Genomic DNA, 13,667 nt, shown 5'->3' with positions numbered 1-13,667 from the left:
TGGCACCCTAAAAACAATTTGACATCATGACACCAATCACCTAGATTTGGCATATTGTTGTCAACATATTACCAAATGAGATTTGTCATGACAATCTTGCGCCCGCTGGACCCCAACTTCCCCATCGACCGTCAGCTCGCCGTCGATGCCGCGCCCGTCGTGCTCGTGAATATCTTCACGCTCGATCAAGCTGATGAACAGGATTTTCTACGGACATGGCAGGACGACGCCCAATTCATGAAACAGCAACCGGGGTTCATTTCTACCCAACTGCATCGGGCCATCGGCGAAAGTGTGACCTACCTCAACTACGCGATCTGGGAATCGACTGCTCATTTCAGAGCTGCGTTCACGCATCCGGAGTTCAGATCGAAGATATCCGCCTATCCGTCAACTGCCGTTGCATCTCCACACCTGTTTCAGAAGGTCGCCGTTCCGGGCGTGTGCGTCGCTTAGCGATCGCATCGAACAGGAAGAACCCGGCCAATAGGAGTAATGTTTCGGTCAGCGACGCTACGCCGTTGGCGCTGCCGCCGCCGGACGTTTCATCTTCTTCGGGACTGGAGGTCTTCGTGTCGGCTCTATCACCCGATCTCAACAATCGAGTCGCCCTGGTGACTGGCAGTTCGCGAGGAATCGGACGCGCGATTGCCATCTCGCTTGCTTCAGCTGGCGCGGCAGTCGCCGTCAACTACCGGCAGCGAGGCGATGAAGCCGCCCAGGTCGTTGCTGAAATCGAGAGCGCCAGGGGCCGTGCGATTGCCGTGCGCGCCGACGTATCGGTTGGAGATGACGTCAAGAGAATGATCGGGGAGGTGGAAGACCGTCTCGGGGTCGTCGACGTACTCGTGAACAACGCCGGCATTGGTGCTTTCTTCGACCTCGACAATCTCACGGAAGCGGAATTCGACCGGACGCTTGCCGTCAACCTGAAGTCGGTGTTTCTGTGTACGCAGGCGGTGTTGCCAGGCATGCGCGCACGTCGCTGGGGCCGCATTGTCAACCTCTCGTCAGCCGCCGCACGGGGTGCCGGCCTGGTCGGCGTTCACTACAACGCCTCGAAGGCGGGCATCGAGGGTCTGACACGCGGGTATGCAGCGCGACTCGGGCGCGAAGGGATTACCGTCAATGCGGTGGCGCCGGGACCGATCGACACGGAAATGGCCGCGCCACTGAAGGCCGCGAACGTCGCGGAGCGGCTGCCGGTGGGTCGGCTCGGCGATGTGGACGAGGTCGCACAGGTCGTGCTGATGGTCGTCGGCAACGGGTTCGTCACGGGCCAGACGATCCCCGTCAACGGAGGCGTGAGTTTCATATGATCCTCCAGCCGCTTCGCCGTGAGAGCATCGGTGAAGCGACGTGGAATCTGGAAACTTTCCGCAACCTGCTGCCCCGATAGCCACTCAGACCGTTTTCATCAGTCCCAGTTGCGTAAGAGCAGTCACACCGTCATCGAGACCGAGCTCTTCGGCAATCTGGCCGTCCTTCAGACGCAGCACCGTGGTGCCGGTGAAGTGCATCTTGCGGCCCGTCGCCGCCGGCAGCGCTCCGGCGAGAAAGTCGCTGAAAGCCGGCCCCGTATGCGTGCCGCCGCCTTCCCATTGAGCGACGACGTAGTCACCTTCAGCGATGAGTTCCGCAACGCCCTGGAAATTGAGGTCCGGGAAAGCTGCGCGGAAATCGGTCATGTACTCCTTGATGTCTTCGCGGCCACGGCGCGGCTCGTGCAGCGAATACTTGAACAGCATGTCCGGTGCGGCGAGCTCGTCGACGATGCCGAGATCGCAATTCTCACCCCAGAGACTCGTGAACCAGCGGCCTACGATCGCCTTGTTGTCATCTTCCTTCGACATGTTCGACTCCTTCCTGATCGTGACAAACGGCGCAGCCCAATTGCTCCGCCTGGAATGAACGATAGATGCCGACGTGTCTGACTGCCCCCCGTTTCTTGCGATGAAATTCAAATGAAGCCGCTACGATCACATGTCAGTCCAGCCAGCCACGCAGCCGCGCGTGATCGAGAAACCGGTAGACGTCGGGCGCAAGTTCGGACGTGCTGAAAAGCCGTTCCAGTTCGCCGATGATTTCGTCGAGCTCGTGCTCTCCGTCGCAACGCGCGAGAATCGCGCCTGCGCTCCTATTGAGCTTCACCATCCCTTCGGGATAGAGCAGCACGTAGGCGCCCTGCGCCGCTTCCCACTGCAAGCGGAAGATGCTGCGCAGGCGCGGGCGCAGCGGCACGCCGCCGGCCGGGTCACGCGTGTTCATGGAGGCCACGCCCTTTCGAGCGCATCGAGTTGCGCCGGCGCCCAGGCCGTATCGTGCAAGGCCGGCGAAGAGTCTTGATTTTCATGGTCGTTGATCGCGTGTGCCGCCCCGGGCGCCACTCGGGCACCGCGTGCGGCACGCCGCAGCCCGCTTAGCGATTGGCGATATACATCGTGACTTCAAAGCCGAAACGCACCTCGGTGTACGACGGGATGATCCATTGCATGGCGTGTCTCCTTGATTGCGATTGGATGGAAAAACCGCACTTGATGGGCGGTCGTTCTCTTCAAAGCAAACGACATGCCGATGTCGATACGCAAGTCGCGTTTGTCTCGCGCACGAGTCTTCGCGGAGGTGCGGGTAACGACATCATCAATTTTCCGCCCGACGCAGCACGAACGCGTCGCCGCACGACGCGTTCGGGAAAGTTGCAGTGTTGAGTTTTGGAACACCGCTGCTGCGGGATGCAACACGGGTGTGACAGCACGCGGGTCAAACTGGTGTGCTGAGGAGAACGGCCCGCTTGACTCAGAAGTCGTCCACGGCACGACCCAGCTCGACGGCGGGCATCTTGCGGTAGATCATGTTGCGCGACACGCCGAGCTCGCGCGCGGCCGCCGAAACGTTGCCGCCATGTCGCGCAAGCGCAGCGGCAATCACCGAAACCGTCACGTCCTGCAGGCGCGCGCACTCCGGCACGAACGCACTGGCCGCGCTCGGCGCCTCCATCGTGCAGTTCTGCGCAATGCCGCAGCGCAGGTCATCGAAGAAGTCATCGGGCAAGTGCTCGCTCCGGATCTCGCCGTCTTCTTCGACCATCGCCGCCGCCGTGCGCAACAGGTTGCCGAGCTGCCGGAAGTTGCCCGGCCATCGACAGCGCTCGAACATCGCCATGACATCGGGCGCGACGCGAAGCGGCCGCCCTTTCGCGCAAGCGATCGATTCGCGCAGCAACATCTTCTGGATCACGACCGCCAGATCCGTACGGTCGCGCAGCCGCGGCAGACGTACCACGAGGCCATTGAGCCGGTAGTAGAGATCTTCGCGAAAGCGGTTCTGCGTGATCATCTCGCGCAGGTCACGGTGCGTCGCGCAGATGATCGCGACGTCCACCGCAATGCTCCTCGTCGAGCCGAGCGGGTTGACGATGCGTTCCTGCAGCACGCGCAGCAGCCGGACTTGCAGCGCGTACGGCATGTCGCCGATCTCGTCGAGAAACAGCGTACCGCCGTTCGCCTGCAACAGCTTGCCGATCGCGCCCTTGCGCCGTGCCCCGGTGAATGCGCCCTCCTCGTAGCCGAACAGCTCGGATTCGATCAGCGTCTCCGGAATCGATGCACAGTTGACCGCCACGAATGGCCCGGCGTGCCGCGGCGAATCGTTGTGGATCGCCTGTGCGAGCAACTCCTTGCCCGTGCCGGTCTCGCCGTTGATCAGGATCGGAATGTCCTTGCCAATCACCCTTTTGACCTTGGCAATGACGGCGGCGACCTGCGGGTCGCCCGTGTCGAGATAGCTCAGGCGCGAGAGCCCGGCGGCCGTCTGCGTCGGATCCTCGCGCGTCACCGCGCGCGCGCCGTCGCGCCCGGCGGCCGGGCGGCTGCCTTCGGCCAGCGACGCCCGCCTGAACTGCACACGCGCGCAGACGAGCGCGCCGCTGCTGACGTTGAGCATCAGGTGCGGGTCGAGGCTCACGCGCGCGCGATCGATCAGTTGCGCGCTCGTGGTCTGGAACAGCGACGAGAGCGTATGCGCGCGCAGCGCGGCGAGCGACATGCCGAGCTGGAACTGGGCACTCCGGTTAGCCGAGAGAAAGCGTCCATCACTCGTAAACGCCACGATGCCTTCCATGAGCGTGCCCAGAAACTCAGGACGACTATGGAAGGACACTTGCAGCGTTTCGTGGAAGGTGGTCGTGAAGAGATGATTCTCGATCATCTGCACCGACATCTTCGCGAGCGCCATCGTGTGCTGATGGTAGCTGCGGTAGTCACCCGTCACGTCGAGCACACCGATCGCGTCGCCATACGGATCGAGAATCGGCACGCTCGAGCAGGTCAGGAAGCGGTTTGCCGCCAGGTAGTGCTGGTCCCCATGCACGACCATCGCGCACCGCTCGGCTAGCGCCGTACCGATCGCATTGGTGCCCTGGCGGTCCTCGGCCCAGTTCGCGCCGGGCCGCAGCGCCACTTTTTCCGCGCGCGCGAGGAAGTCGTCGTCGCCGATCGAATGGAGAATCAGCCCTTCGGCATTGGTCAACACGATCATGCTCTGGGTGTTGGCGATCTGTTCGTGCAGCGTCTCCATCACCGGCATTGCGTGCGCGCATAACACCCGGTTCTGCTCGCGGTTGAGTTCGAGTCCCGCGTTCGAAAGCACTTCGTAGTCCGGACGCGCCGACGCGCACAGACCAAACGTTTCGGACCGTTCGTGCGCTTTCTGAATGGCCGGCGCGGGCGAGTCATTGGACCGTACGGCCGTCTGAGTCGCGGCCGGGTGAACGTCATCGCGCATTGTCTCCCTCCTGGAAAGCCGGGTACCTTGCCAAGCTTTTCCCTGTCCTCTTAAGCAAGCTCCGGGCCACCTGGTTTGAACGGCCGCATCCACGCAGACCGGAGAGGCTGTATTACCGCAAATTGATGCGCGCCGCGACATGCGGACTCACCCCGAGTTGCACATGGCCCGCAATCTTTCGGCCGTTCCCGGCGCGGCAGCGCTGCAACTGTCATTTTTCTCAACACCTCATCGCCCCGGTTGTACCGGGATGCAACACATGGAGCGCCGCGCGGGCAATGCCGCCAATCGCACTTTTCAGGCGCGCCGCCCGTGCGGACTCGCTCGCGCAAATGGCATGTGACTTGCAGTAACGACAGCGCAGCCGGATTGACACAGCGCAAAAAGGGCGACGCCTCTCCCGGCACTGCATCGACAAACACTCAGGAGACGACTATGAAGAACCTTGCGCCCGCCGCAGGCTGGCTGCCTGTCTATGGAGCGAGCATCGCGCTTGCGATGGCACTGAACGTGGCTCCGGTGAACGCCGCCCCGGACTATCCCGACGTGACCTACGAGCGGCTCTCGCAAGCACAGAGCGACCCGGGCTGGCTCACCTACTACCGCAGTTACAGCGGCCAGTCGCATTCACCTCTGAAGCAGATTGATGCATCGAACGTCGCCGGGCTCAAACAGGCCTGGAGCTATCAGTTCCCGGCGGATCTCAAGCAAGGCTTCGAGGCAACGCCGATCGTCAACGGCAGCTACCTTTTCGTCAGTACGCCGAAAGACAACGTCTATGCTTTCGATGCGAAAACCGGCACGCAGCTCTGGAAATACGAGCCGAGGCTCGGCGCGGAATCGTTCAAGACCGCCTGCTGCGACGTGGTGAATCGCGGCGTCGCGCTGTATGGCAAGAACGTCTACGTGGCGATGCTGAGCGGCGAAGTGGCCGCGCTCGACGCACAGAGCGGCAATCTCGTCTGGAAGAAGCAGATGTTCGAGCCGGGACTCGGCTACGCTTTCTCGCTTGCGCCGCTCGCGCTCGACGGCGCGATCGTGGTGGGTACGTCGGGCGGTGAATATGGGATTCGCGGTTATATCGCCGCCCTCAATCCCGACGACGGCTCGATTCTTTGGAAGCGCTACACGATCCCGAGTGCCGGTGAGAAAGGCAGCAACACGTGGCCCGACGGCATGCAGGAACATGGCGGCGGAGCGGCGTGGCTGACCGGCACCTACGACGCGGCGACGCAAACGCTGTACTGGGGTGTCGGCAATCCGGGGCCGTGGCTCGCCGCACTGCGTCCCGGCGACAATCTGTACTCAGATTCATTGCTCGCGCTCAATCCGAAGAACGGCGACCTGAAGTGGCACTACCAGTACACGAGTAACGACACGTGGGACTACGACGGCGTGAATACGCCGGTGCTTGCCAGCATCAGCTACAAGGGCAAGCAGTATGACGCCATCATTCACGCCGACCGCAACGGCTTCTTCCACGCGATCGACCGCAAGACCGGCAAGCTGATCTACGCCGAGCCGTTCGTCAAGGCGCTCTCGGTAACGGGCTACACCGCCGACGGCAAGCCGGTGCAGGACGCAACCCGGTTTCCCAAGGCCGGTACGACGATCAACACCTGCCCGAGCTTTCTCGGCGGCAAGAACTGGTGGTCGGTCTCTTACGATCCCGAGCGGCACATCGCGGTGGTGCCCGCGCTGCATGCGTGCATGAGCCTGTCCGGCAAGTCGGTCAGCTATATGGAGGGCCTGCCCTACCTCGGCGAAGGCTTTGAGATCCAGCCTGAACCGGGCAGCCAGGGGTATGGCGAACTTCAGGCCATCGACGTGAATACCGGCAAGAAGCTGTGGGGCCACTGGACCAAGATGCCGTGGAACGGCGGCGTCGCCACGACAGCCAGCGGCCTCGCCTTCAGCGGCTCGCTCGACGGCCATCTGTACGCGTTCGACGTGTCCACCGGCAAGGTGCTGTGGGAGAGCCCGCAACTCGCGAGCGGCATCGTCGCGCAACCTTCCGTGTTCGAAATCGACGGCAAGGAATACGTGGCCGTGCTGGCGGGCTACGGCGGGGCGAATCCGATCTGGGGCGGCCCGATGGCCGACGTCGCGAAGGACGTTCCGCGCGGCGGCACGCTCTACGTGTTCGCGCTCGATCGGGGCTGAGCAGCCGCCGCACCACCGTCTTTCGCGTCGGACTCTCGCCGTAGCATCTCTCCGCGCCCGCACGCAGCCCATGCGGGCGCGGTGTTCCCGCCATCCCAGGAACGCACCATCATGAACATTCGACTCACTCACGTTGCGCTCGCCAGCGCGCTCGTCGCCGGCGCCGCTCATGTTGCCGCAAAGTCTCCCGCGCAAGCATCCTCCAGCGTACGCGTGTGCACGCTGCCCGGCAGCCCCTCGGCTGAACTCGATAAATCCGTGGCGCGCGCCGTGTTGAGCACCGCGGGCGTCGCCGCCACATTCGCCTCGCGCGGCATCGACGACGACGGCGGCGACGACGGCATCTCCGCTCACGAACTCGCGAAATCGCTGCAGCGCAACTGCGATGTGATCGCGGGCTTTCCGCGTTCGAGCGTGGCCGACGGCTCCGACTCGCACCTGCTCTTTTCCCAGGGCTATCTGCACTCGGGCTATGTGAGCGTCACGCTGCGCGGCGCCCATGCAACCAACGCCAGCGTCGCGGCGCCGGACGGCAAGATCACCATCGCCGCCACGTGGTCGAGCCCGTCGCAGCTGATCGCGGTTCAGCAGAAGAACGCCCGGTTCGATCTGGAAGTCACCTCGGATCTGACCGTCGACGCACTCGCGAAAGGACGCGCCCAACGGGCGATCGTCTGGTACCCGGCCGTGGTGGCGTACCGGCACGCTCATCCACAGCAGCACTTCGACGTTGCCGTCGCCGATTCGCCCTATGCCGACTGGAATCTCGTGTTCGCGTCTGGGCCCGGCACACAGTTGTTGCAACAGCGCATCGACGACGCGCTCACGCGCCTGCGCAACGACGGCCGGCTCGCCGCGCTGACCCGCAAGTGGGCGCTGCCGACCAGCCACGCGACTGGCTCGGCTACCCCGGCCACGCCCGTTTCGCAGGCGAGCCTCGTGCGCAGCCCCGCGCGCTATCTTGACGGCCCGACCCAGACGTTGCCGCGCGCGGACGTATGGCACGTGAGCGGCATGCCGGCCGCGGGCGGCTTCATCAAGGTTGCGGCGGGCGCCGACACGCCCTCGTTCGATCACGATCAGGTCGCGCACGGCGAACATCTGTATGCCGATTCGTGCGCGAAATGCCACGGCGAGAAGCTCGAAGGCAACACCGCGCCATCGTTGAGCGGCCCGGCATTCGCGCCGGCGTCGAACTCGCATCTGACGATCGGCGGCATCTATCAGTACATGTCAACCAATATGCCAGCGGATCATCCCGGCAAGATGAGTGACGAGGAGTACGCCGACCTGATGGCCTTCCTGCTCTACACGAATGGCTACGACACCGGCAGCGAGAAGCTGACCGCGCAGGCCGCGCAATCGTCGAAGACGCCGCTGAACGCTGGACCGCGCCACTAGCGCATTAGTTACCACTGCTGCGCAACGCCACGCCGCTTCACGCGAACGCGGCATGGGCACCCCTTTCCTTTTCTCAGGACATCATCATGGTCTCTCACACTCGCAGACACTTCATTCTCCAGGCCGCTGGCCTGTGCGCCGCGCTCGCGAGCGCCGACGTCGCGTTCGCCTCGCCACCCCTCGTCGATGAAAACGACGCCACAGCCGGCTCACTCGGCTATCGTGCGAAGGCGAGCAGCGTCGACGCAGCTAAGTTCCCCAAATACCACGCGGGTCAGAACTGCGCGAACTGTCGTTTCTACACCGGCGCATCTGGTGACACCGCCGGACCGTGCCCGATGTTCCCGGGCAAATCCGTTTCGGCTGACGGCTGGTGCAACGTCTATGCTCCACGAGCTTGAGCGCGGGGACGCCGACGGCGGGCCATGCCCGCATCGCCGGGTGGCGCCCTTCGCCTGTGCGGTTTAGACTGCGGTGTCTTAAGCCACCGTCACGGCGAGGAGCGGCCAATGGATATCGTGCTGGCCATGAGAGTATTTGCCCGCGTGGTCGAAACGAACAGCTTCACACGCGCGGCCGAGACCCTCGACATGCCGCGCGCTCGCGTGACCGTGATCATCCAGGCCCTCGAAGCGCGCCTTAAAGCGCGGCTACTGCAGCGGACAACCCGCAGCCTCAACCTCACACCGGACGGTGCCGCCTACTACGAGCGGTGCCTGCGCGTCCTCGCCGACATCGACGACATCGAAGGCTCGTTCCTCGGCAAGCAGCGCACCCCACGCGGCAGGCTAAGGGTCGACATGCCGGGCGCGCTCGGCCGCCTCGTCGTCATGCCCGCGCTGGGCGACTTTCACGAGCGGTATCCCGAGATCGACCTGATGCTCGGTCTCGGCGACAAGCCACTCGATCTCGTCCAGGAAGGCATCGACTGCGTGGTGCGGATCGGCACCTTGCAGGACTCGTCGCTCGTGGCAAGACGTGTCGGTATCTACGAGGCCGTCACGGTCGCCAGCCCGGCGTACCTTCAGAAAGCAGGCACGCCCATGACGCTCGCCGAGCTTGCCAACCATCGCACGGTGAACTACTACTGGAGCCGCACGGGCCGCATCATGCCGCTCACGTTCGAAGCGAACGGCGAAGTGGTCGAGGTGAAGATGCGCGGCTCGCTCGCGGTCAACGACGCGGAGGCCTATCTGCGTAGCGCCATAAACGGCTTCGGCATCGTCCAGGGCGCCCGCTTCATGGCGCTGCCCTATCTGCAATCCGGCGAACTGATCGAGATTCTTTCGCCGTGGAAACCCCCACCGTTGCCCATTTCGGCCGTGTATCCCCACAACCGCCATCTGTCGTCGACCGTGAGTGCGTTCATCGACTGGATCGCCGCACTCCTGCGCAATAGCCCGTTGTTCTCGAGCACGCCCGAGGTCGACGCGCGCTGCCGCCCCACGAGCGCCGACGGCCACGATGCCGATCCGATCGACCTCGACCGGGACGAAGCGGAACCGATTGCCTAACCGGCGCCCGGCCACGAAAGAGCACGCATTGTTCTGTCCTCGCGAAACACTGATGACGTGATTGCGGGATTTATCTGCCGGGCCGCGCAGACCACAATTCGACCATTGTTCGTTTCAGCGATAACACAGTGCGCTGGACGGCATGCCTACGGTTTCAGATTTGGATCTGCTGGTCGAAGAAGCTCACATCAACGGCCATAGCCAGCCCATCACCGTGCGCAGCTTCAGGCCGCGTGCCTGGAGGCATCGGCTCGCGATCGTCCTTTCTCCCCTCATGTTATTTAGTCAGGAAAACTCATCATGAAACTCAGCGGAAATACGGTGTTGATCACCGGTGGCACTTCAGGAATCGGCCGCGGTCTCGCCGAAGCCTTCCACCAGCGCGGCAACAAGGTCATCATCGCCGGCCGCCGCAAGGCGCTGCTCGATGAGGTCGCGAAGCAGAATCCCGGCATCGATACGGTCGAGCTCGATATCGGCGACGCCGCCCAGATTCGCCAGGTCGCCGCGCAACTGATCTCTCGCTATCCGGCCTTGAACGTCGTAATCAACAACGCCGGCATCATGCCGTTCGACGACGCCGGCGGCCCGCTCGACGACGAGCAGGCCGTGCGTCTCGTCGACACGAACCTGCTCGGCCCCGTACGCGTAAGCGCCGCCTTCGTCGAGCACCTGAAGTGGCAGCCCGAGGCTCTGATCGTCAACAACAGCTCAGTGCTCGCGTACGTGCCGCTCGCGGCGACCGCGCTTTACTCGGCCACCAAGGCGGCCATTCATTCCTACACGCTGTCGCAGCGATTCGCACTGCGCGATACGAACGTTCGCGTGCTCGAAATTGCACCGCCGTGGGTCGATACGGATCTCGTTCACAAAAGCGGCGACCCGCGCGCGATGCCGCTCGATGCGTTCATCGCCGAAACGATGACACTGCTCGAAACCGCCACGACCGAGGTCATCGTCGAAGCCGCAAAGCCGATGCGCGACAACGCCGGGCCCAACGAGCACGCGTTCGTCGAGCAGTTCAACCAGTTCGTCATCGACAATCCGATTCCCGTTGAATGAGATCCGCCATGACTACGACACTTGAAGAAAAGAACACCGCGCTCGTTCTCGATGCGCTCGACACGCTGTTCAACCGGAAGGATTACGACAAAGCCGCGCAGTTCTGGTCCGAATCCTACGTTCAGCACAGCCGGCACGTACCAGCCGGACGCGATGGACTCTTCGGCCTCGTCCGTTCGGCCGGCGATTTGCGATTCGAGTACGACATGGTCGCCGCCAATGGCGACTTCGTCTGGGTGCATAGCCGCTACACCAGTTCGGCCACCCCCGCTGCCCTGATCGCCGTGGACATCCTGCGGATCGAGGATGGCAAGCTCGTCGAGCACTGGGACGTCTTGCAGGACGAACCGACGCGCGCCGAATCGGCTGGCGGCTATCCGATGTTCGGCAACACCTTCCCCGGCGAACAGTAAGGCCGGCGATATACCGCAACCGACAGGAAACAGGCAATGAGTACTTTGCTCGAAGAGGCCGTATCGGCCCACGGTGGAATCGATAACTGGAACAGGCTGCGCACCGCTTCAGCCGCGCTCGATATCGGCGGCGCCGTGTGGCCTCTCAAGGGTCGAGCCGATATGTTCCGCAACATCGCTCTGGCTGCGAGCCTGCAACGCCAGCATATGTCGATCACGTCGCCGTCAGCCGGCTGGCTCGGCACCTTCACGCCGGACGCCGTACGCATCGAATCGCTCGACGGCGACGGCGCCGAGGAACGACGCGCACCGCGAGAGGCGTACCACGGTCATGTGCAGGAAAGCCAATGGGATCGTCTGCACGCGCTGTACTTCACCGGCTACGCACTGTGGACTTACCTGTCCATCCCGTTTCTTTACACGACTCCCGGCTTCGAGACCGAAGAACTGTCGGAGTGGCACGAGAACGGCGAAGTCTGGCGGCGCCTGAAGGTCACGTTCCCCGATTCGATCGCGAGCCACAGCCGCGAGCAGATTTCCTACTTCGGTGAAGACGGACTGCTGCGCCGTCACGACTACACGGTCGACGTCATGGGCGGCGCCCCGGGCGCCAACTACGCGTCGAACTACCGCAATATGCAGGGCATCATGGTGCCGATGACACGACGCGTGTTTGCCTACGACGAAGCGGGACGAAAGGTGGAGGAGCCATTGCTCGTGACGATCGACTTTCGCAACGTCGATTTCCGCACTGAATAGGTGAATCCTTCGAACGTCGCTCGAATCTTCCGTTCAGAACATCGAATTCGCGTTGTTCGCCGTTTCCGGCACCGGCTGCAACACATCCCAGTGCTCGACGATCTTTCCGTCAGCATTGAAGCGGAAGATGTCGACTCCCGCCGTTTCCTTACCGTTCCAATCCAGATAGCGCACATGGATGAAGGCGAGGTCACCGTCGATCGCGATGCGTTTGACTTCGCACGGCACCTTGCCGACCTGTTTGATGAAGCCGCAGATGAAGTCGGTGCCGTCCGGAAACAATGGGTTGTGCTGGATATACGGACCCGCAACCAGGCCCGGTAGCAGTTCGGCCTCGCCCTTATTGAAGATGCGCGCGTAGATGGTGTCGATTGCGGCCTCAATGTGTTCTCTGTTCATGATCTAACCTTGGGGAATTGGAGCACTTGTATTGAATCCGCCCAAAGGAAGATCATCCATACCAACGCATATCCAACACATATCATTTCGTCTCATTTTGCCGTGATGATTTCATGGAAGCATTGAACGGCTGGTTGAAGGCAGTCCGCGCCGATGGCGTGGTGCTTGTGCGCACGCGCGTGGCAGGGTCGTGGGGATTCGCGGTGCAGGCTCGCGATGCCGTGGTGTTCCATTTCGCCGCGGAGGGACATGCGTACGTGCGCCGTTCCGATGCTGAAACGATGGAGTTAAAGGCGGGTGAATTGGTCGTGTTCCCGCATGGCAGTGCGCATGAAGTCGTGCACTCGAAGCGCGGCAAGACCATTGCGCTCGATGCGTTTCTGGCCAGGCATGATGGTGTCGTAGACCGTGATCCCCTGGCCACCACGCTCGTTTGCGGCGAGTTCAACCTCGATCAGCATCTGGCACTCCCCGCGCTGCGAGCGCTTCCGCAGGCCGTGTTGCTGCGCGCCGGGATGGGACCGGGTCATTCTCCACTGAGCGATACGCTGCGCATGCTACGTAACGAAGTTGAGACACCGAACTTCGGCAACCATATCGTGGTGCGGAATCTCCTTTCTTCGCTGTTCGTTTACCTGATGCGCGAATGGGCTGAGGCTGCCTCACCCGCGGGCAACGACTGGTTTTCGGCCTTGCGCTCACCGCAAATGACACGGGTCCTTGCGCGGATACACGAAGCACCCGAACGTGCCTGGACACTGGAGGAACTCGCCAGGGAAGCCAGCTTGTCGCGTGCTGCGTTCGCTCGCAATTTCTGCGCGCTGGTAGGCGAACCACCTCATCAGTACCTGACGCGGTGGCGCATGGGCATCGCTGCGCAACTGCTGGAGGAAACCGGGCTACGCCTTGGTGAAATCGCGTCGCGCGTCGGCTATGGGTCGGAATTTTCGTTCAGCCGCGCATTCAAGCTGGCACGTGGCGTCTCGCCGATCCAATACCGCCGCAAACGGCAAGGCCGCATCTCTGCCGGCTAACGCGAACCTGAATCCGCAGCGCCGATTATTGATCCACCTGAAATGATGCATTCAGCGGCACCCTCTTACTCCTTTGTGAGCCCTTCCCTACAGTAGCTGCAAGACCCACGGGACAGCGGCTCGACCACCCGGCCGACCGG

General features: G+C 62.7%; 15 protein-coding genes. 10 read left to right on the top strand and 5 right to left on the bottom strand.

Annotated elements, in window-relative coordinates; translation table 11 throughout:
- Positions 1 to 87: 87 nt before the first annotated feature.
- Positions 88 to 456 (top strand): antibiotic biosynthesis monooxygenase family protein, encoded by a 369-nt coding sequence (locus tag L0U81_RS06420; protein WP_233800957.1) that lies wholly within the window; start codon positions 88 to 90, stop codon positions 454 to 456.
- 116 nt (positions 457 to 572) lie between these two features.
- The gene (locus tag L0U81_RS06415; protein WP_326489827.1) at positions 573 to 1,319 is read left to right on the top strand and encodes an SDR family NAD(P)-dependent oxidoreductase; all 747 of its coding nucleotides are present in this window, start codon (positions 573 to 575) and stop codon (positions 1,317 to 1,319) included.
- Between the two features lie 84 nt (positions 1,320 to 1,403).
- Here L0U81_RS06415 and L0U81_RS06410 read toward each other — a convergent pair whose 3' ends face one another.
- From L0U81_RS06410 to L0U81_RS06400, 4 genes are all read right to left on the bottom strand, one after another.
- Positions 1,404 to 1,853 carry an ester cyclase gene (locus L0U81_RS06410; RefSeq protein WP_233800953.1) on the bottom strand — a complete coding sequence of 150 codons (450 nt, stop codon included), beginning with the start codon at positions 1,851 to 1,853 and terminating at the stop codon, positions 1,404 to 1,406.
- A 133-nt stretch (positions 1,854 to 1,986) separates the two neighbouring features.
- Positions 1,987 to 2,268 (bottom strand): pyrroloquinoline quinone biosynthesis peptide chaperone PqqD, encoded by a 282-nt coding sequence (gene pqqD / locus L0U81_RS06405; RefSeq protein WP_233800951.1) that lies wholly within the window; start codon positions 2,266 to 2,268, stop codon positions 1,987 to 1,989.
- Positions 2,269 to 2,419: 151 nt separating this feature from the next.
- Complete coding sequence (pqqA, locus tag L0U81_RS33795) at positions 2,420 to 2,494, bottom strand: pyrroloquinoline quinone precursor peptide PqqA (protein WP_442793416.1); 75 nt, start codon at positions 2,492 to 2,494, stop codon at positions 2,420 to 2,422.
- A gap of 302 nt (positions 2,495 to 2,796) precedes the next feature.
- Positions 2,797 to 4,782, bottom strand: a complete 1,986-nt coding sequence (locus L0U81_RS06400) for a sigma-54-dependent Fis family transcriptional regulator (RefSeq protein WP_233800949.1) — start codon at positions 4,780 to 4,782, stop codon at positions 2,797 to 2,799.
- Between the two features lie 435 nt (positions 4,783 to 5,217).
- On the opposite strand from L0U81_RS06400, the gene L0U81_RS06395 reads away from it, so the two are divergent.
- The 7 genes from L0U81_RS06395 to L0U81_RS06365 all read left to right on the top strand — a co-directional run bounded on the left by L0U81_RS06395 (position 5,218) and on the right by L0U81_RS06365 (position 12,094).
- Positions 5,218 to 6,945 carry a methanol/ethanol family PQQ-dependent dehydrogenase gene (locus L0U81_RS06395; RefSeq protein ID WP_233800947.1) on the top strand — a complete coding sequence of 576 codons (1,728 nt, stop codon included), beginning with the start codon at positions 5,218 to 5,220 and terminating at the stop codon, positions 6,943 to 6,945.
- A 111-nt stretch (positions 6,946 to 7,056) separates the two neighbouring features.
- Positions 7,057 to 8,346 carry a c-type cytochrome gene (locus L0U81_RS06390; protein WP_233800945.1) on the top strand — a complete coding sequence of 430 codons (1,290 nt, stop codon included), beginning with the start codon at positions 7,057 to 7,059 and terminating at the stop codon, positions 8,344 to 8,346.
- An 86-nt stretch (positions 8,347 to 8,432) separates the two neighbouring features.
- A complete protein-coding gene (locus L0U81_RS06385) occupies positions 8,433 to 8,747 on the top strand; it encodes a high-potential iron-sulfur protein (protein WP_233800943.1) in 315 nt (104 codons plus the stop codon).
- 108 nt (positions 8,748 to 8,855) lie between these two features.
- Complete coding sequence (locus L0U81_RS06380; RefSeq protein WP_233804247.1) at positions 8,856 to 9,860, top strand: LysR family transcriptional regulator; 1,005 nt, start codon at positions 8,856 to 8,858, stop codon at positions 9,858 to 9,860.
- Between the two features lie 300 nt (positions 9,861 to 10,160).
- Positions 10,161 to 10,922: an SDR family oxidoreductase gene (locus tag L0U81_RS06375; RefSeq protein ID WP_233800941.1), complete on the top strand. Its 762-nt coding sequence runs from the start codon at positions 10,161 to 10,163 to the stop codon at positions 10,920 to 10,922.
- An 8-nt stretch (positions 10,923 to 10,930) separates the two neighbouring features.
- Positions 10,931 to 11,335, top strand: coding sequence for a nuclear transport factor 2 family protein (locus tag L0U81_RS06370; protein ID WP_233800940.1), 405 nt, complete (start codon positions 10,931 to 10,933; stop codon positions 11,333 to 11,335).
- Positions 11,336 to 11,371: 36 nt separating this feature from the next.
- Positions 11,372 to 12,094, top strand: coding sequence for a hypothetical protein (locus L0U81_RS06365; RefSeq protein WP_233800938.1), 723 nt, complete (start codon positions 11,372 to 11,374; stop codon positions 12,092 to 12,094).
- A 33-nt stretch (positions 12,095 to 12,127) separates the two neighbouring features.
- Here the strand turns inward: L0U81_RS06365 and L0U81_RS06360 are convergent, their stop codons facing one another.
- The gene (locus tag L0U81_RS06360; protein ID WP_233800936.1) at positions 12,128 to 12,493 is read right to left on the bottom strand and encodes a nuclear transport factor 2 family protein; all 366 of its coding nucleotides are present in this window, start codon (positions 12,491 to 12,493) and stop codon (positions 12,128 to 12,130) included.
- A gap of 113 nt (positions 12,494 to 12,606) precedes the next feature.
- Between L0U81_RS06360 and L0U81_RS06355 the strand changes: the two genes are divergently transcribed.
- Positions 12,607 to 13,527, top strand: coding sequence for an AraC family transcriptional regulator (locus L0U81_RS06355; RefSeq protein WP_267956583.1), 921 nt, complete (start codon positions 12,607 to 12,609; stop codon positions 13,525 to 13,527).
- Positions 13,528 to 13,667 lie beyond the last annotated feature (140 nt).

It is taken from the genome of Paraburkholderia sp. HP33-1 (genome assembly GCF_021390595.1).
In the GTDB taxonomy this organism is placed as follows: domain Bacteria; phylum Pseudomonadota; class Gammaproteobacteria; order Burkholderiales; family Burkholderiaceae; genus Paraburkholderia.
Note: the sequence above shows the minus strand (reverse complement) of the source record. Positions and strands in the feature narration are given on the sequence as shown.